This window comes from Streptomyces sp. NPDC004134, from assembly GCF_042874195.1.
In the GTDB taxonomy this organism is placed as follows: domain Bacteria; phylum Actinomycetota; class Actinomycetes; order Streptomycetales; family Streptomycetaceae; genus Streptomyces.
This window is the reverse complement of the sequence record NZ_JBIAMS010000041.1, coordinates 1-16,802: the sequence shown is the minus strand read 5'-3', so window position 1 is coordinate 16,802 and position 16,802 is coordinate 1. Positions and strand designations below refer to the sequence as shown.

The 16,802-nt window shown below is 67.6% G+C and carries 16 protein-coding genes; 8 read left to right on the top strand and 8 right to left on the bottom strand.

All coding sequences use genetic code 11. The annotated features are described in order from the left end of the window. Window positions 1-5: 5 nt before the first annotated feature. The 3 genes from ACFYVJ_RS33585 to ACFYVJ_RS33575 all read right to left on the bottom strand — a co-directional run bounded on the left by ACFYVJ_RS33585 (window position 6) and on the right by ACFYVJ_RS33575 (window position 1,748). Window positions 6-1,022 (bottom strand): DUF2637 domain-containing protein, encoded by a 1,017-nt coding sequence (locus tag ACFYVJ_RS33585; RefSeq protein ID WP_388899908.1) that lies wholly within the window; start codon window positions 1,020-1,022, stop codon window positions 6-8. Then, window positions 1,019-1,297 carry a hypothetical protein gene (locus tag ACFYVJ_RS33580; protein ID WP_388899906.1) on the bottom strand — a complete coding sequence of 93 codons (279 nt, stop codon included), beginning with the start codon at window positions 1,295-1,297 and terminating at the stop codon, window positions 1,019-1,021. The genes ACFYVJ_RS33585 and ACFYVJ_RS33580 overlap by 4 nt, the downstream gene beginning before the upstream one ends. A 97-nt stretch (window positions 1,298-1,394) precedes the next feature. Beyond that, complete coding sequence (locus tag ACFYVJ_RS33575; RefSeq protein WP_388899903.1) at window positions 1,395-1,748, bottom strand: hypothetical protein; 354 nt, start codon at window positions 1,746-1,748, stop codon at window positions 1,395-1,397. Window positions 1,749-2,033: 285 nt separating this feature from the next. On the opposite strand from ACFYVJ_RS33575, the gene ACFYVJ_RS33570 reads away from it, so the two are divergent. From ACFYVJ_RS33570 to ACFYVJ_RS33555, 4 genes are all read left to right on the top strand, one after another. Further along, entirely contained in the window at window positions 2,034-2,393 is a 360-nt protein-coding gene (locus tag ACFYVJ_RS33570; protein ID WP_388899900.1) for a GntR family transcriptional regulator, read from the top strand. Window positions 2,394-2,558: 165 nt separating this feature from the next. Then, the gene (locus tag ACFYVJ_RS33565) at window positions 2,559-3,983 is read left to right on the top strand and encodes a helix-turn-helix domain-containing protein (protein ID WP_388899897.1); all 1,425 of its coding nucleotides are present in this window, start codon (window positions 2,559-2,561) and stop codon (window positions 3,981-3,983) included. Between the two features lie 44 nt (window positions 3,984-4,027). Continuing rightward, window positions 4,028-4,711: a RibD family protein gene (locus ACFYVJ_RS33560; protein ID WP_388899894.1), complete on the top strand. Its 684-nt coding sequence runs from the start codon at window positions 4,028-4,030 to the stop codon at window positions 4,709-4,711. After that, window positions 4,708-5,178 (top strand): deaminase, encoded by a 471-nt coding sequence (locus ACFYVJ_RS33555; RefSeq protein ID WP_388899891.1) that lies wholly within the window; start codon window positions 4,708-4,710, stop codon window positions 5,176-5,178. Before ACFYVJ_RS33560 ends, ACFYVJ_RS33555 begins: the two co-directional genes overlap by 4 nt. Window positions 5,179-5,243: 65 nt before the next feature. Here the strand turns inward: ACFYVJ_RS33555 and ACFYVJ_RS33550 are convergent, their stop codons facing one another. Further along, the gene (locus ACFYVJ_RS33550) at window positions 5,244-5,930 is read right to left on the bottom strand and encodes a hypothetical protein (RefSeq protein WP_388899888.1); all 687 of its coding nucleotides are present in this window, start codon (window positions 5,928-5,930) and stop codon (window positions 5,244-5,246) included. 287 nt (window positions 5,931-6,217) lie between these two features. On the opposite strand from ACFYVJ_RS33550, the gene ACFYVJ_RS33545 reads away from it, so the two are divergent. Further along, complete coding sequence (locus tag ACFYVJ_RS33545; protein WP_388899950.1) at window positions 6,218-9,586, top strand: tetratricopeptide repeat protein; 3,369 nt, start codon at window positions 6,218-6,220, stop codon at window positions 9,584-9,586. A 133-nt stretch (window positions 9,587-9,719) separates the two neighbouring features. Here ACFYVJ_RS33545 and ACFYVJ_RS33540 read toward each other — a convergent pair whose 3' ends face one another. After that, the gene (locus tag ACFYVJ_RS33540) at window positions 9,720-10,622 is read right to left on the bottom strand and encodes a hypothetical protein (protein ID WP_388899885.1); all 903 of its coding nucleotides are present in this window, start codon (window positions 10,620-10,622) and stop codon (window positions 9,720-9,722) included. 665 nt (window positions 10,623-11,287) lie between these two features. After that, the gene (locus tag ACFYVJ_RS33535) at window positions 11,288-12,049 is read right to left on the bottom strand and encodes a GntR family transcriptional regulator (RefSeq protein ID WP_388899882.1); all 762 of its coding nucleotides are present in this window, start codon (window positions 12,047-12,049) and stop codon (window positions 11,288-11,290) included. A gap of 817 nt (window positions 12,050-12,866) precedes the next feature. Here ACFYVJ_RS33535 and ACFYVJ_RS33530 point away from each other — a divergent pair. From ACFYVJ_RS33530 to ACFYVJ_RS33520, 3 genes are all read left to right on the top strand, one after another. Then, complete coding sequence (locus tag ACFYVJ_RS33530) at window positions 12,867-13,091, top strand: hypothetical protein (RefSeq protein ID WP_388899880.1); 225 nt, start codon at window positions 12,867-12,869, stop codon at window positions 13,089-13,091. Window positions 13,092-13,128: 37 nt separating this feature from the next. Further along, window positions 13,129-13,512 carry a hypothetical protein gene (locus ACFYVJ_RS33525; protein WP_388899877.1) on the top strand — a complete coding sequence of 128 codons (384 nt, stop codon included), beginning with the start codon at window positions 13,129-13,131 and terminating at the stop codon, window positions 13,510-13,512. Between the two features lie 258 nt (window positions 13,513-13,770). Next, window positions 13,771-14,481 carry a helix-turn-helix domain-containing protein gene (locus tag ACFYVJ_RS33520; protein ID WP_388899874.1) on the top strand — a complete coding sequence of 237 codons (711 nt, stop codon included), beginning with the start codon at window positions 13,771-13,773 and terminating at the stop codon, window positions 14,479-14,481. Here ACFYVJ_RS33520 and ACFYVJ_RS33515 read toward each other — a convergent pair. Both ACFYVJ_RS33515 and ACFYVJ_RS33510 read right to left on the bottom strand, forming a co-directional pair. Continuing rightward, window positions 14,463-15,041 carry a dihydrofolate reductase family protein gene (locus ACFYVJ_RS33515; RefSeq protein ID WP_388899871.1) on the bottom strand — a complete coding sequence of 193 codons (579 nt, stop codon included), beginning with the start codon at window positions 15,039-15,041 and terminating at the stop codon, window positions 14,463-14,465. The genes ACFYVJ_RS33520 and ACFYVJ_RS33515 overlap by 19 nt on opposite strands. A 102-nt stretch (window positions 15,042-15,143) precedes the next feature. Continuing rightward, complete coding sequence (locus ACFYVJ_RS33510) at window positions 15,144-16,703, bottom strand: IPT/TIG domain-containing protein (RefSeq protein ID WP_388899868.1); 1,560 nt, start codon at window positions 16,701-16,703, stop codon at window positions 15,144-15,146. Window positions 16,704-16,802 lie beyond the last annotated feature (99 nt).

Sequence of the window (16,802 nt, the reverse complement as noted above, 5' to 3'; positions counted from 1 at the left end):
GCGGACTACTGAGATGCCGTGGCCGGCTCTCGGGCCACGCCTTGAAGTTCGCGCATGCGCACGCTGACCCAGCCGATTGACCAGCCGGTTAGCTCGGCGAGCTGTCGCACGGTGTGATTCGGATCGGCGGTACGGATGACCTCCAGTGCCTCCGCCTCGCTCAGCTTTGCGGTCACAGCGATGGCATTCGGCGACGGCTGGTTGCCCGCTGTGCCGGGCTGCGGCTGGCGGTCAGGAGCGGCGTGCTCTGCGCGTTCATGAACGGACCGCTGCTGCTGTTCATGGCGGTCGCGGTCGGCCCGTTCGCGCGCCTCGCGGGCCAGCTCGAACTCTCGCTGTTCACGCCGCTCGCGCTCCTCGCGCTCCGCGTCCAAGCGGCGCATACGCTCTTCGTGCTCACGCTCCTCACGGCGCTCGGCTGCTTTCCGCTCGGCACGCTGCTGTTCCAGTTGAGCGGCGTGCTCGCGTGCTTCCCGCTCGCGTCGCTCGGCAGATTCGCGCTCCTGTTCACGCTCCTCACGAGCCAGACGCGCCCGTTCATCGCGGCGGGCCTGCTCACGCTCGACCTGTTCACGGTGCTCACGCTCGATGCGTTCAAGCGCGGCAGTGATCGCGCGCCGGTAGGCCAGTCCCGCCTCGGCGGTCACGATCAGAAGAGTGGGAGCGACGGCGTGAACAGCGACGCCGACCAGATCGCCATGGAGCGCCGAGTAGCCGACGTTGAGGGCGAGTGTCATGACGCCGGTCAACCAGCGAAGCACTGTCGGCCATGGCCCAGCCGAGCCACCGAGACGAGCGATGGTCGAGTCGAGACGTACGACGATCACGACAGCCGCGTCGACCACCAACGGCAGTACCGGCGCCGTCAGCTCCCACCCGTCCGGGGTCACGCTGCGGACGAGCGGAGTGACGGTCAGAACGGAGAAGAGGATCGCACCGAGGATGATGCTCCACGTGCCGGCCGAGAGCGTCCGTTCGGCGGAACGGATCTGCCTCGCGCTCAGTCCCGTAGGCGGGTTCAAGCCGCCTCACCACTCAGCAGCGGACCGACGAAGACGACGGTCGGGGAAGACGAGACCAGCGATGTGAGCGCGTTGGCCAGGAGAGCGGTGACCCGGCTGTACAGCTCAGGCTCTTCGGTAAGGATGTCGCGTGCCGCGTCCTGGCGAGCCGCGCGCTCCTCGGCACTCTCACCGTCCACGCCGAGCCACAGTTCCGGCGGCGTGCCGAATACCAATTCCAAGGCATCGTCCTCGGTGACGACCTCGTGACCGGCGACGAAGGACTTCATGGTCATTCTCCGAACTCCTACTTCCTGGTTGGGATAGGGAAGACAGCGACGGCGAGCGCTGTTTGGTCGGGAGTGCCGCCGTCCGCTGCTGGACGTATGCAAGTCAGACGCGAACGCGCCGAGGACGCAGAAAGGCGCCCTTCAGGCCGGAAGCCACGGCCACGGTGAAGGTGAAGGTGACCGAGAAGACAAGGACCGCTCCCCCGCCGAGCTGAGCGACGGCGGTACCGACGACGACGCCGGTGATCAGCCCGAGCGCGATGAAGCAGAGGTTGGCGACGTCCGTGGACGGCGTCCGCGGCTTGACCGCACGCGCCACCATCTCGACGTTCGCCGAGGGCACCGGCCGAACGGCGTCGTTGAGCCGTAACAGCACCGCCCCCGAGGCAATGCCGGCGACCGTGCCCACGGCATCGTCCCGGCGGTCACGGACGACGTCACCAATGGCGAGCAACATGATCGTTCTCCTTCCGAGTCGGGCAGCCAGGAATCCCCTGGCTGCGAACCGCTCGTCTCAGACGAGTGGTCATGACCCGCGACGCCGCAGCTCAGGCGGCATCGCGGACCAAAATCACTCGGCTTGGCGCTCTGTGGAGTTCTCAAGGAACAGTCGCTTCCTTCGGGCCCGTTTCACGGGACCCTTCGGGCGTACGTAGCACTATGTAGCAGTACGTACTATCTCGCAAGCCCGCTGAAGCTGCGAGCGTGCTAATACGTGTCAGGCGTGGGTACCCTCGGAGATGTGAGCAGAGCTGACGACGACCCCCGGCCCGCCTTTGAGCAGCTAGCCGATACCCTGCGCGAAGAGATCAAGAACGGTGCACTGGAGCCCGGCCAGAAGCTGCCTTCTGTGCGGCAGCTCATCGAGCAGTACGGCTTCGTGTCGGCGACGGTCCAGAAATCGCTCACTCGCCTGCGGAACGAAGGCTGGATCTTCACCACCAGTCGCGGGAGCTTCGTCCGTGACCTCGACTCCCCACGCGGGGCATCGGCCGCGCCCGTCACCGCGGCTGAGTTCGCAGAACTCCAGGCTCAGCTTGCCGCGTTGGCCGAGCGCCTGCAGATCCTCGAAGAGAGGCTTCCGGACCGCGCTGACTCGTAGCATCCTCACCTCCTCTCCTTCCGTCCTCTTCGCTGCGGCACCGACTCTGCGTCGATAGGCTGTGTTCGGCTTGTGCATCTGTTGTACGGCCACCGGCGGTCCGTCAAAAGACTGTCCATGTGGCCTCGATGGAGCCGCCGCAAAGGACACAGGGGTGGAGGTCGCGTGGGACAGAAGCCCAGAGCGCTCACGCCAGAGGCGGGGCCTCACCACGAGCTGGGTGCGGAGATGCGGGAGTGGCGTACCCACCGGGGCCGATCACTGGGCAAGCTGAGCGGGCGAATCAACTACAGCCCCAGCTACATGGCCCGAGTCGAGCGCGGGGACCAGGCCGCGTCGGCTGACCTGGTGACGGCCTACGACCACGAGTTACGCGCCGAGGGGGCGCTGGTCCGCAAGTACCGGCGCATCCAGGCCGCAGCCTCGACAAGCCCTGAGACACGTGCCCAGCCAGGTGTCCATGTGTCCAATCAGGGCCCTGATGTGTCCCAAAGCTCTGTCCTTCTGGAGGACAGTTCGGAAGGTGAGGCAACGTCGTCGGAGGGGATCTCCATCCCCGCCCGTACCGATGACGGAAGGATCATCTTCGTGTCGATATCGCGTCGTGCGCTGCTCGGCACTCTCGGGACGGCGGCGGCCATCGCCGCCCTCTCGGATGCTCCGGCTGTCGCCAACTCGCCGACACCTGGGACGTTGCCCGCGATGAATCCGATCGAGCACCTACAGGCCACTCGTCGTGTACTGATCGACAACGACAACATGTTCGGGCCGTACCAGAGCATCCCGGTCGTTGAGCGCCAGATGGCAGCCATGAGGTCGTTACGGCGAGAGCTTCGAGGTGAGGACCGCCGGCAGCTCCTACAGCTACACACGCAGTACGCAGAGCTGGCCGGCTGGTTCCACCAGGACGCGGGCAACTTCCGCGCATCCCAACACTGGACGCGCGAAGCGCTGGAGCTGTCCCACCTGACCGGGGACGCTGAACTCACCACCTACATCCTCGCGCGGCGCAGCCAACTCGCCGGCGACATGCGTGATCCCATCGAGACCCTGGACGTCGCCGAGGCCGCCGAGGATCGCGCGGAGCCGGGTAGCCGACTCGCCGCCGTAGCCGCGACGTTCGGCGCACATGGGCACGCGCTCCAGGGCGACGCGGACGCCTGCAAGCGCGCCTACGACCACGCTCACGAGCTACGCGAAGCCATGGATCCCGACCCAGCGTCTCCGTGGGGGGTCTGGCTTGACGCCGCTTACATCGAGGTGCACCGCGCACAGAGCCTCAACGTCCTCGGCGACCACCAGGCAGCCGCCGAGAGCTTCGGCCGCGCCATCACCAACCTTCCGGCCGAGTTCCACCGCGACCGCGGTGTCTACCTGGCCCGTCAGGCTGTCGCCCTCGCAGGAGCAGGGGAAGCCGAGGAAGCCGGGCGCGCAGGCATGCAAGCCCTCCGTATCGGCGTTGAGACCGGTTCCGGGCGCATCACGCGAGAGCTGGCCCGCCTGGACGAAGACCTCGGCAAGTGGCATAGCGTCCTCACCGTGAACGAGTTCAAGGACGCCATGAGGGACGCCGTACTCAAGCAAGCCTGAACTCGTATCGTCTGCTCCCGTCAGCCAGCCACCGAGGAGATAGCGTGCCCCGCCCGTACGTCACACTCAGCGTCGCGACCTCGATAGACGGCTACATTGACGACACGAGTCCATCACGGCTGCTGCTGAGCAACGCCGACGACTTCGACCGCGTCGATCAGGTCCGCGCCGACTCCGACGCCATCCTGATCGGTGCCGGAACGATGCGGGCCGACAACCCGCGGCTGCTGGTGAACAGCGAGGATCGACGCGCAGCCCGCGAAGCAGCCGGCAAGCCCGCCTACCCGCTCAAGGTCACCGTGACGAAGACCGGCGATCTGGAGCGCGAGCTGAAGTTCTGGCACCACGGTGGGGAGAAGGTCGCGTACACAACGGACGCGGCCGAGGACAAGCTACGCGCTCGGTTGAAGGGTCTCGCCGATGTCGTCTCCACTGGGGAGGACCTGGACTTCGGCGCCCTCCTGGACGACCTCGGCGAGCGCGGCATCCAACGCCTCATGGTGGAGGGCGGCGGCCACATCCACACCGCTTTCCTCTCTCAAGACCTAGTTGACGAGATCCACTTGGCCGTGGCCCCGCTCATCGTCGGCCAGTCCGACGCTCCACGCTTCCTTCACCCTGCCGACTACCCCTGGGCGTCGACTCGACGCATGGCGCTCGCCGAGGCCCGACAGATCGGCGATGTCGTGCTCATGCGCTACCTCCCTAAGCAGGAGAGCCACACGTGACCGCGGAGCCATCCGGCACAGACAAAGCCTGGATGCGCCGAGCCATCGATCTCTCCCGCCTTTGCCCGCCGAGCGAGACGGCGTTCTCGGTCGGCGCGATCATTGTGAATGCCGCCGGCAACGAGATCGCGAACGGCTACTCCCGCGAGACGGATCCGCACGTTCACGCCGAGGAGTCGGCTCTCGCCAAACTCGCGCCGGATGACGTGCGCCTTGGCGCGGCGACGATCTACAGCACCTTGGAACCTTGCGCCAAACGAAGCTCGCGACCTCGGACGTGTACCGAACTGATTCTGGCTGCTGGCATTCCCCGGGTCGTCATCGCCTGGCGAGAGCCGGACTTGTTCGTAACCGATGTTGACGGAGTCGAGATACTACGCACAGACGGAGTGTCAGTCGTTGAGCTTTCTCGCCTGTCCCGATGCGTTCGCGAGGTGAACGCACACCTACCCGGCATCGCAGGATGATCTCCCGCTTACTTCTTCCGGGATCAAAACGCCGATCCGATCGCCCAGTCGACTTCTGCCACTGGTCAGGGTCGTCTCGAGAACTGTCGGCCAAGCCCAAAAAGTAGCCCACCCAGAGGGGTCACGGAGAAGACACCCTCAAGGGCCTCGCCTACAAGGCGTGAGCGGCCCACCGGGATCTCGTTTGCCATTTCCACGTCGACCAGAGGAGCACGCTCGCACTCCACCTCGCACTGGATGCCGTCTACCAGGACCATCACTGAAACGACCTGCCCACGACGCAAAAGACATGGAGGGAAATCGAGCCACTCCTCACCGATGGGGTGCGAATCGGAGTTGTCGATCTCGTTGTGTGCAACCGCCGGTCGAACTGTCCCGCCAGGAGCGGTTTTGATGTCGAGGACCCCGTACACAACAGCATTGAACTTGAACCTGATCGACTCACCACCGTGGAACATAGCCGCAGTGACGTCGCGTCGACCTCGATTCGCAATCGCGAGTTCGACTATACGCGGCTCATACAGCCGCAGAGTCCCGATGTTCACCGACAATCCCGGGTCGCCCGAAGAAAGCTGCGGCAAGCTGATGAGGGATGTGTCGGACTGCACCCACCAGACGATCTTGCGCTTCGGATTGCTTGCCCTGAACCCGGCCCATGCGCCAAGTGCACCGACTGCCATCGCAACCGCCGTCGTGACGGCGAACTGCCAGAAGGAACCGTCCTCGTACCAACCATCCGCCATCATCCCCATGTTGCGGCATTGAAGCACCCACGGAGGCGACGTGTGGGATGTTCGGCTACAGTCGGCCCTACTTGGCCAGTTCGCTGTGCTCTTTGGTCACAGCTTCTGCACCGTGCTCGGCAGCGAACGCGGGAATACAGGCGAGCAGCGTGTCCCGAGCCGGCCTTCGTCGAGTTCGTGTCCGACGCCCATAGTGCAGGTTCATATCCCGGCGGGGCGTGACTGAGAGTCGTTCGCGGGGCCGTCAACCGTAGCGGCGCGTCCGTTTCTGCACGGAGGGTTAGTCCGTGGCTACGATGCTGGTGGTGCGTGCGGTCGGTCATGGGAAGGGGCACCGGATGGCACAGCGGCGGCCTACGCGGCAGGAGTTGTTGCGGCGGCAGCGGCGCGGGAGCTTCATCGGGCGGGGTGAGCAGCTCGCGGCGTTCCGGGAGAACCTGGCGCGTGATCCGTTCGAGGGGGCGTCCCTCTTCCGTCACCTGTGGCACGTGCACGGTCAGAGCGGGGTGGGGAAGACAGCGCTAGTGCAGCAGTGGCGGCAGCAGGCGGAGGAGCGCGATCAGGCGGTGACCGCGGTCGTCGAAGACGATGTCCATGACGCGGTCGAGGCCATGGAGTCCATTGCCGGATCGCTGCGACAGCAGGGCGCGGAGCTTCGGGAGTTCGAGAAGAAGTTGGAGGAGTACCGCAAGCACCGGCACGAGGCCGCGCGCGCGGTCGTGGCGGAGCCCGAAACGGCCGAGGGGGCGCCTGTGGTGTCGGCGGGCAGCGCGGTCGCCGCTCGCGGGGCGTTGATGGGTCTGGGTGCGGTGCCGGGAATCGGGGGACTGGCCGGTGTGCTGGACCCGGAGCGAATGGCCATGGGGCTCGACCGGGTACGGATGGCATTGTCGGCCCGGCTGGGCGGGGTCGAGAACGTGCAGCTGGTGATGTCGCCGCTGAAGGTGCTCACGCCTCTCTTCCTGAAGGATCTGGCGAAGGTGGCCGACGCGCGGGAGTTGGTGGTGCTGTTCTTCGATGTCTACGAACGCACCGGCCCCGTTCTGGACGCGTGGCTGCGGGAGATCACCTGCAAGGACGGCTACGGCGAGTTGGCAGCCAACGTCATCGTCGTGCTCGCTGGACAGGGACGGTTGAACCCGCAGTGTTGGGGCGACTGGACCGAGGTCCTGACGGAGGTACCCCTGGAGGTCTTCACCGAGACCGAGGCCCGCGACCTTCTTGCCCGACGCGGTGTACGTGACGAGTCCGTCGTCGAGGTCATCCTGCGCCTGTCCGGCCGCCTCCCGGTCCTGGTGGACATGCTCGCCCAGCCACACCCAACCGCCCCGGGCGAGATCATCGACCCGTCCGAAACGGCCGTCGATCGCTTCCTCCGGTGGATCGGTGACCCCGCACGCCGGGCAGCAGCCCTGGCCTGCGCCCTGCCCCTCCAACTGGATGAGGACATCTATCACGCGGCTGTCCCCGGTGAGACCGCCGACTCCTACGCCTGGCTGCGGACGCTGCCCTTCATCCGCCAGCACCACGGGCAGGTCCGCTACCACGACACCGTCCGTGCCCTCATGCTCCGCCACCAGCGCACCCACACCCAGGGCCAATGGCGCGAACGGCACACCCGCCTCGCTGACCACCATCAGCAACGCCGAGACGTCATCGAAGAAGCAGCCCTCGACGGCGACCTCGACCATTGGCACGACGGAGAGTGGCGTGCTCACCGCTTGGCCGAGACCTACCACCGCCTGTGCGCCAACCCCCGACACGCCCTGACCGCCGCTCTCGTGGAGACCATCCACGCCTGTGACCACGGTCTGCCCACGCTCCGCCGCTGGGCTCAGACTCTCCACCAGGCAAGCCAGGACACCAACGATCCTGCCCTTAGCCACTGGGGCCGACGCCTGGCCGAGGCGGCGGATACCGGTGCCGACAGCAGTCTGCCAGCCCTCGAACACCTCATCACTGTCCCCGGTCTTGACACCACCAGCCAGGCGCTCGCCCACGCTCTCCTCGGCTACGAGCACCACAACGCGGGCAACCGCCAAAATGCCCTCGACGCCTTTACACACGCCCTTGCCCTTGACCCCGAGGCTGAACTAGCCCTCACCGGACGCGGCGTGACCCACAGCCTCATGGGCGATCACGAGCGAGCCTTCGCTGACTTCAACCTCGCCCACGACCTCGACCCCGACAACGCCCAAGTCCTTACGCTGCGCGGCACGGTTCATCAGGTCATGGGTGATCACGAGCGAGCGTTCGCTGACTTCAACCTCGCCCACGACCTCGACCCCAACAGCGCCCAAGTCCTCACCCAGCGCGGCATAACCCACCGGGGCATGGGCGATTACGAGCGAGCCCTCGCAGACCTCAACCTCGCCCACGGCCTCGACCCCGACAACGCCCGTGTCCTCACCCAGCGCGCCAGGATCCACCGGGAGATGAGCAACCACGAGCGAGCCCTCGCAGACCTCAACCTCGCCCACGACCTCGACCCCGACAACGCCCGTATCCTCACCCAGCGCGCCAGGATCCACCGGGAGATGAGCAACCACGAGCGAGCCCTCGCAGACCTCAACCTCGCCCACGACCTCGACCCCGACGACGCCTGGATCCTCACCCAGCGCGGCATGATCCACCGGGACATGGGCGATCACGAGCGAGCCCTCGCTGACTTCAACCTCGCCTACGACCTCGACCCCAACAACGCCCAAGTCCTCACGCTGCGCGGCATAACCCACGAGGAGATGAGCAACCACGTCCAGGCGTTCGCTGACTTCAACCTCGCCCACAACCTCGACCCCAACAACGCCCAAGTCCTCACGCTGCGCGGCATAGCCCACCGGGAGATGAGCAACCACGTCCAGGCGTTCGCTGACTTCAACCTCGCCCACGACCTCGACCCCAACGACGCCCAAGTCCTCACCCAGCGCGGCATAACCCACGAGGAGATGGGCGATCACGAGCGAGCCCTCGCAGACCTCAACCTCGCCCACGACCTCGACCCCGACAACGCCCGTGTCCTCACCCAGCGCGCCAGGATCCACCGGGAGATGAGCAACCGCGAGCGAGCCCTCGCAGACCTCAACCTCGCCCACGACCTCGATCCCGACGACGCCTGGATCCTCACCCAGCGCGGCATGATCCACCGGGACATGGGCGATCACGAGCGAGCCCTCGCTGACTTCAACCTCGCCTACGACCTCGACCCCGACGACGCCCAAGTCCTCACCCAGCGCGGCATAGCCCACCGGGAGATGGGCGATTACGAGCGAGCCCTCGCAGACCTCAACCTCGCCCACGACCTCGACCCCGACAACGCTTGGATTCTGCACGAGTTGGCCTTGTTGTGCCGGCTCATGGGGCGGGAAGAGGAGCACGAGTGCTGGCGTCAGGCGATAGCCCTACTCACGAGCCAAGGAACCGGGACCGGTCCTGACGCAGCTCACGCACGGGGCAATCTGATCGTCGTAGCGTGTGCGACGGCCGATTGGGACCAGGCGCTTGCCGCTGTGGAACAGTTCCTGCGGCAAGAACCCACCTGGCGACGGGTGAAAGGCACCCTGAACGACCTGAGCAGCCTTGCAGAGGCGCTGCAGGTCGACGCGGCTCGACTCCAGAGCGTACGAGGACGGCTGGAAACCGCACTGAACTTGTCGCTTAACGTCTGATGTCGAATCGTCCCTCGACTAGTTCGCGCCACCTGGTCGTCTGACAGGTATAGGGAGTGCCCGAGTAACGGGTGGGGCTCGCCGGGCGGCACGCATGGGGCGGCTCCTGCGGAAGCCGCCCCATGACGTCAGTTCAGACGGCGACGTTGTTCCGATGCCAGCCGAAGAAGGCACCCTTCACGGGCTCGAAGCCGGCAACTGCCCGGCCCTCGAGGTTCTTGGCCGCGTCTAGGAGATCTGATGTCGTCTTGGCCTTGTCGCCTGCCGCGATGTGACCATCAGGCGTGACGTGCACGTACCCGTGCTCGAAAAGTTCGTCGCAGCCCAGGAGGCACGCACGCATCATGTTGGCCAACTGCAGACGCTCTTCGCGGGTCGCCGCGCTACGACGCTTGATGTGGGCGGCGCGGATGAAACGGACGGGAAGGGTGCGTCCGCACAGGTCACAGGACGCGATGTCGGCACCATCGAGAAGTCGCTTGCGGAGCTTGGCCTGCTCGCGACGGACGAGCACCTGCGCGACAGCACTGTCCTCGCCCTCGTGATCGATGCTCTCCGCACCCTCACGCTGCTCCAGAGGAGGCAGGGCGTCGGCGAGGGTCGCGACCGCGGACGTCCCTGGTTGCAGGACGGCGGCGCCCTGCTTGTTTGCGGACAGCCTCAAGGCTTCCATGGCATCGGCACCCAGTGCGCTGCCGCTGACATCCTCTTCTTCGCTGAGGATCTCGAATGCGATGCGCTCCGGGTAGTCGTCGTCGGGCCAGACCTCGGAGGCAGCGGTGAAGTAAGGCGCGTTGACCTTGGCGATGATTACCCGCCGGAGGGAAGCGCCGACCCATCCGCCCGGCGCCACTCGGCTGTTGGGGCCTCGGTGGCCGAGGACCAGAAGGTCGCCCATCTGCAGAGACTGAACAGCGGCACGTGCGTTTCCCCGGTCCAGGGCGCTCGTGCGCCAGCCCCAGAGGCCCTCGTTGAGGCCGATTTCCAGGTTCGCTCGTGACGGGCTGGGGACGTAGATGTACGCGGTATTGGGCATACGCCTCTCCATCGCTAAACCTCCAGGTGGAGGTCACAGTGGGTCGCGCTCTCAGCGAGTCATGCGACTGGAAGAGAGCACGGGCGCCCCGCAGTTGGGGGCTGAGCCAATGATACAGATCATCGTGGATCGGAGAGGGCGGCACCAGGTAGTTGCTTCCCCGGCATCGGCCGAGCCGTGGAGGTAGCGGGAGCGGAAGCCCGAAAACTTCGAGTCCCCGCCGCTGCTTCACCTCCCGCGCCAGCCGCAGACGCGCCTCCTTGGAACGCCGGAGCTGAGCCACTGAGAGACGCCCGCGTGCCGCAGGTCGTACGGTCGGGAGGTCATCACAGAGGAACCTGCTCCGGGCGGAGCGCCAGTCCCCGGGCATGCTTCCACGCCCGCGAGTACAACGAGGCCGTGATGACGTCGCCTCGCTCGGCGGCGAATAACCTCTCGTCCTTGGCTGTCCCGAACTCCTTCACGTGCTCGCACAACATCCGCATCAGCGCGGCGGTATCGGCACGATTCGCGCCAGAACATCCGCGCGCTGCATCAGGCCCCGCCAGCAATACGCCTCGCTGGAGTCGGTGCACGCCTTGCGCGTCGTATGCCGAGTCTTCGCCCGTTCGATACGGGCGCAGCCCGTCGCCGGAAGAGTGGAGACCGAGCGCCGTAGCCCCAGCTCACCCTTCGGAGCTGATCTCCAGTTCGTACACGATCTCCGCTCGGGCGGCGGGAATGATGATGTCGGCAGTCTCGACCGGACGTCCGTCTTCTGCGTAGTACGTGCGCTCGATGTGCGTGACCAGAGCCCCACGCGGGATGCCGAGTAGTTGCGCTTCGCGAGCTGACGCTTCCCCGGGCTCCGGTCGCTCGACGGCGCGGCTCACCTCGACGCCGATCACGGCCATGCGTTCCACCACGCCGCGGCCGGCATGCGGGCCGCCTTCCGGCAGCACGATGATGGTGCCGCCCGTGATGCTCAGTGGCTCCCAGCTCGACGAGAGCTGGACCGGCTTGCCCTCGGCCATGAACTCGTAGTCCGTCCGGACACAGGGGTCACCCTCCGCGATCCGAAGGCGGCTCGCGATGGCGGGTGGCGCCGGCACCTTCGCTTCGCTCTGGGCCTCCCAGGTTCCGGTCTTGCCGAGGTCGGCCATGTCCGCGCGGAAGGGCGAGCCGTCCCGCCGCGTGCGCTGGAGCGAGCGGACCATGCGTAGGCGCTCGCGCGGCTCGGCAACGTACGTGCCTGAGCCTGCGCGCCCTTCCAGGAGGCCCTGGGAGATGAGTAGTTCCTGGGCACGGCGGACCACTGCGTCACCGACTCCGTAGTCGGCGGCGAGACGCGCCCGGGACGGCAGCCGCTCGCCCGGCGGCCACTCGCCGTCCGAGATGCGGCGCCGGAGCAGGTCAGCGATGCGGAGGTAGGGCGGCTGCTCAGGCATGTGGAAAATCTAGCTCACCAGCTTTAATCTAGATAGCCAGCTTTACTCAACGTGAGCCCTAGCTGGCGGAGGTTCCGCATGTCCCGACCCGAGGCCGTGGCCCAATCGATCGCGTCTGCGATCACCGCGGCTGGGCTCACCCCACACATCAAACGCCAGGCCGGTTCCATCCGGGTCGAGGCCGTCCCTCCAGAAGCCATGTCCTGGGCGGCGTGGGACCAGCTCTTAGCTGCGCTGGGCCGAGGTGACCGGTTCGGGATGGAAGTCAGTGCGCAGGGCTCCGTGGCGTGGGCCGTCGTCCTCAACGACGCCCCACCGAGCGACGGCGCTGCCACACCAGAGGGAACCGGATCTCCGGCGTAGGGAGCTGTTTGTCATGACCCGATACCTCGTCCGAGCCTTAGAGCGAACGGCACGCTGGCTCTTTCCTGCCACCGGACGCCACCGATCGATTCCTCCTGCGCTGGTGAGCCGACACCTCGATGCCCCACCGAAGCTCTCCGGGACGTCCTCGTACGCGGAGCGCCATCCCAGCGCCCTCGTTCGCCCGTACTTCGTCGCCCACGAGGCCCGTACACGGCAGCGCGGCGACCAAGGCTGCGCGCACCTGCGCCGCCCTCGTTCTGGCACGACGCATCAGGGCGGTAACCAGGCATGAGCTACCGGTCCCCCGGTTGTCACATCGGGCAGCACCAGGAGTGCCGCCACGCCGGCCACAAGCAGCCACGAGCAGCCGCCGGCATCTCCTACGAGCAGTGCGACTGCCCGTGTCACCGTGCCCGCGCCGAGAGCCCCGTGCCCGACGAAAGGGCCACGCATGGCGCGAAGTAAGAAGCAGGTCGCCATCGAGATCGATGCCGCTTCGGTCCTCCTCGGCGACGAGATCCGGATAGGCGGTCAGGTCCTGAGCGTGCGCGACCTCGTCCATCTCTCCGGAGGCGGCAAGCGGATCACGTTCGCGACCGGCGAGACCTTGATCATCACCCCCACGACCAGACTCACCGTTCTTCGAACGGCCACCGGATGGGACGGACCATGCTGACCACGATCACCGATTCCCGTGTCGGAGGGCGAGAGCGTTGAGCTACGACCGGGAGAAAACCGCCGCACCCGTTCCAGGGCTTCGGCTCCTGCCGTGGGCAACCGATACGGGCAAGCCCTGCTTCCTCAGCGTGGGTGACGGCCCGAGCGTACTCGCGCCGCTCGCCGACGCAGCCGAAGAGGAGCAACTGTGCGATGCCGACGCGGCTCTCAAGGACGGCCAGAAGGTGCTGAGCGACAGTGCGGCAGGAGTGCCCACGCTCCGCAATGCACTCCAAGCCTCCACCCGAGCGCTGGCCGACGTACTGCGCGTCGCTGACAGCAGGGGTGACCGCCTGACGAACTATGAGGACGCTGAAGACGACGGGGAGGACGACGACCAGGACGGCACTCCTGGTCCGCCGGCCGAAGTCTTCGGCTGAACGAGGTCGGGAGGCTGCGCCCCCGGGTCTCACTTTGGGTCTCATTCACGGGCGTCCGGCGCCGTTCACCGAGGTTCGCGGGGCACACCCCGAACCCGCTCCGGACGCTCGTGAACGACCCCGTACAACCCCCTGACAACCCCGAACAGACCTGCAAAGCGAGTGACGCGGGTTCGATTCCCGCCACGGCCTCCACGCCGGTGACCAGGCAGAACGACGGCCGCGGCACCTCATCGGGTGGCGGCGTATTCTTCGCGCGTGGAGCTACGTTTCGACACGCGCCCGTCCGACTCACCGTGGGTCGACAGCGTGTGGACCTGTACGAGCGGGCGGGTCACGGCGATGACGTCCGTCGCCGGGGTGCACTGGGGCCTGGTGTTCTGGCGGCAGGACGGCCGGTCGTACGCGGCCGTCACCGGGCCCGAGACCCGGACCGGCACGGCGCCGGTGCCGGAGGGCGCGGCCTTCACCGGCATCGAGTTCGCCCTCGGCACCTCGTTGCGGGCCGTGCCCACGCCGGCGCTGGTCGACGGCGGCGTGGAGCTGCCCGACACCGCCGGCCGGACGTTCCGCCTGGACGGCGCGCGGTGGGAGACGCCCCGTGCCGACGACGCCGAGGCCCTGGTCGAGCGGCTCGTCCGGGCCGGGGTCGTGGTCCGTGATCCGCTCGTCGCCGAGGTGCTGCGGGGTCACCGTCCGGCCGTCTCCGGGCGCACGGTCGAACGCCGGTTCCGCGCCGCGACGGGGCTGACCCGGGGGGCCGCCGCGCAGATAGCCCGGGCCCGTACCGCGGCGGAGCTGCTGGCGGGCGGCGCCCCGGCCGCCTCCGTCGTCGCCGGGCTCGGCTACTACGACGAGCCGCACCTGGCCCGGGCGCTGCGCTCCTACGTGGGCCGCACCGCCGGGCAGTTGCGCGAGGGCACCGGCGGCGCGATCGCCCTCCATCCGGATCAGCGCTTGACGTCGTAGACCAGCTTCATGATCCCGTTCGAGTAGCTCTCCGACTCCCGCAGCGCCAGCATCTGCTTGTCGCGGTCGGCCCGGCCGAACAGGCTCTTTCCGGCGCCGAGCAGCACGGGGAAGACGAGCAGGTTGTACTGGTCGATCAGACCCGCGTCCGACATCCGCCGGGCCAGCTCCGCGCTCCCGTGGATGAAGATCGCGCCGCCCTCGCCCTCCTTGAGCGCGGCGACGTCCTTGGTCGAACGCAGGATGGTCGTCGGCCCCCACCCGTCCACCAGGTCGTCGTCGGACAGCGTGGTGGACACCACGTACTTGGGCAGTTCCTTGTAGTCGGCGTGGTCCTCCGAGCCGGGCCAGACCGGCGCGAACGCCTGGTAGCTGCGGCGGCCGAACATCAGCGCCGTGGTGCCGGCGAGTTCCTCGCCCTTCAGCGACCAGGCTTCCGGGACGAACTCCAGGTCGTCGACCACCCATCCCCCGCTGCGGTGCTCCTCCTCCGGCCCGCCCCCGGGCGAGTCCACGACGCCGTCGAGCGACATGAAAGCGGTGTAGACCAGGTCACGCATGGTGTGTCTCCTCATGATCGGGCGTGCTGCCGAGCCACGCTAGATCGCCGCCGCGGCGGCCGTCTTGGACGGAATCGACACCGGGTCCGCTGGGCGCCGGGCTCAGTCGCCGTAGGTGAACTCGTCGTACGGGCCCGTCGGGGAGGTGGCGAAGTCGGTGACGATCATGATGTCGACCGTTGCCGGGTCCGTGGGGAGGTGGCGGGGGGCCCTGGCCGTGAGGGTCGTGGAGGACTCGTGGTCGACGTGTGCCGAGGCGTGGTTGCGGAAGAGGACCTTGGCGTCCTGTGTGAAGCCGGTGCCGTTGACGGTGACCTTGGTGTCGACCCGGCCGCGGGCCGGGGAGATCGAGGTGATCGCCACCGGGGCGATGGGGCCGTACGCGAAGCGGGCCGCGGGGGCGGCCGGGGAGGTGCCGAGGAAGTTGGTGGCGCGGACGTCGGCGATGCCGGCGCCGTCGGGGGCGTAGGCCGTGATGGTGGTGGCGGAGTCCACGGTGAAGTTCGTGCAGGGCACGGTGCCGAAGTCGACGGCGGTGTTCGTGTCGAAGCCGGTGCCCGTGATCGCGATCTGCGTGCCGCCCTGTCCCGTGGTGGGGCTCAGGCCGGTGACCACCGGTCCTGCGTCCAGCGCCGGGGCGTCCAGCAGGGCGAGATACGTGTCGTTGGCGTGCTGGTACGCGACCTGGCCCAGGAAGTCCGCGGTGGTCTTGTTGGTGAGCGCGGAGTCGTTGGTGTGGTACTGCGGGTTGACCGTGATCGGGTTGTTCGCGCTGGGCTGGACGTAGACGTTGCCCTTCCTGAACCCGTCGATCACCAGCAGCAGTTCCTTCACCTGGTCGGTCGCCGCGGGGCCGGGCGACGGGTACCAGTCCCGCGCCGTCCTGAGGTCCGACCAGGCCAGCGGGATCAGGTCGTACGCGTTGACGTGGCGCTCGTACTGCGCCCAGGGCAGCGAGTCGACGTAGTCGGCGAAGCCCTGCCCGCCCGCGGTCGGCGCCGCGTACGTGACGAGGGCGAGCTGCGGCGGGTTCGCCGGCCAGCTCCACGCCTGGAGGTACGGGGCGAGCATGGTGGCGACGCAGCCGCCGAGGCTGTGGCCGATGACGTAGACGGTGGGCTGGGGCGAGGGCGGGAGGTTCTGCAGCAGTGCGGCCAGTTCCTCCGTGAGCGTGGCCGTCAGCGGGACCGGCCCCGCGCCGGTCACGTCCCCCGCCAGCCCCTCCGCCCCGCGCGCCGTCGCGACCTGCGTGAACGCCGCCATCGCGCCCGCCGAGACCGCCAGCGGCGCCACGCTCCCGGCCGGGGTGAACGTCACCAGCGTGCCGACGTCGAGGTCTTCGAGCATGTCGGCCGGGTTGCCGACGGTGCCGCGGACGACGACGGCGATCTGGTTCGAGCCGTCGGTGTTGAGGGCGACGTAGACGAGGTTGGCGTTGTCCGGGCTGAGGGCCAGCCACAGCAGTTCCCAGCCGCTGACGACCGTGGAGCTCTGCAACTGCGCCACGATGCCCCTGCGGATCCGCGCGGTCTGCTCCGCCACCGTCTCCCCCGAGGGCCGCGGGGTCGCGGCCGTGGCGGCGAGCGCGGCAAGGGTCATGGTGACCTGGGAGCTGAGCGGGGCCTGGGAGGTCACGGGGGTGGAGGGGGGCGCGGTCTTCATACGTGCTCCGTAAGTTGTTGGGCGGCCCGGGGGGGCCGGGTGTGGCTGATACGTGCTTGCCTTCAATGGCTTCCGAGGAGTGGCCGCCCGGCTCTCCGG

Excerpts from the sequence above, each read along its gene's own strand:
- ACFYVJ_RS33540 (WP_388899885.1), bottom strand. The coding sequence starts at position 10,622 with ATGCCCAATACCGCGTACATCTACGTCCCCAGCCCGTCACGAGCGAAC.
- ACFYVJ_RS33550 (WP_388899888.1), bottom strand. The coding sequence starts at position 5,930 with ATGGGGATGATGGCGGATGGTTGGTACGAGGACGGTTCCTTCTGGCAG.
- ACFYVJ_RS33575 (WP_388899903.1), bottom strand. The coding sequence starts at position 1,748 with ATGTTGCTCGCCATTGGTGACGTCGTCCGTGACCGCCGGGACGATGCC.
- ACFYVJ_RS33535 (WP_388899882.1), bottom strand. The coding sequence starts at position 12,049 with ATGCCTGAGCAGCCGCCCTACCTCCGCATCGCTGACCTGCTCCGGCGC.
- ACFYVJ_RS33545 (WP_388899950.1), top strand. The coding sequence starts at position 6,218 with ATGCTGGTGGTGCGTGCGGTCGGTCATGGGAAGGGGCACCGGATGGCA.
- ACFYVJ_RS33580 (WP_388899906.1), bottom strand. The coding sequence starts at position 1,297 with ATGACCATGAAGTCCTTCGTCGCCGGTCACGAGGTCGTCACCGAGGAC.
- ACFYVJ_RS33530 (WP_388899880.1), top strand. The coding sequence starts at position 12,867 with ATGGCGCGAAGTAAGAAGCAGGTCGCCATCGAGATCGATGCCGCTTCG.
- ACFYVJ_RS33515 (WP_388899871.1), bottom strand. The coding sequence starts at position 15,041 with ATGCGTGACCTGGTCTACACCGCTTTCATGTCGCTCGACGGCGTCGTG.
- ACFYVJ_RS33510 (WP_388899868.1), bottom strand. The coding sequence starts at position 16,703 with ATGAAGACCGCGCCCCCCTCCACCCCCGTGACCTCCCAGGCCCCGCTC.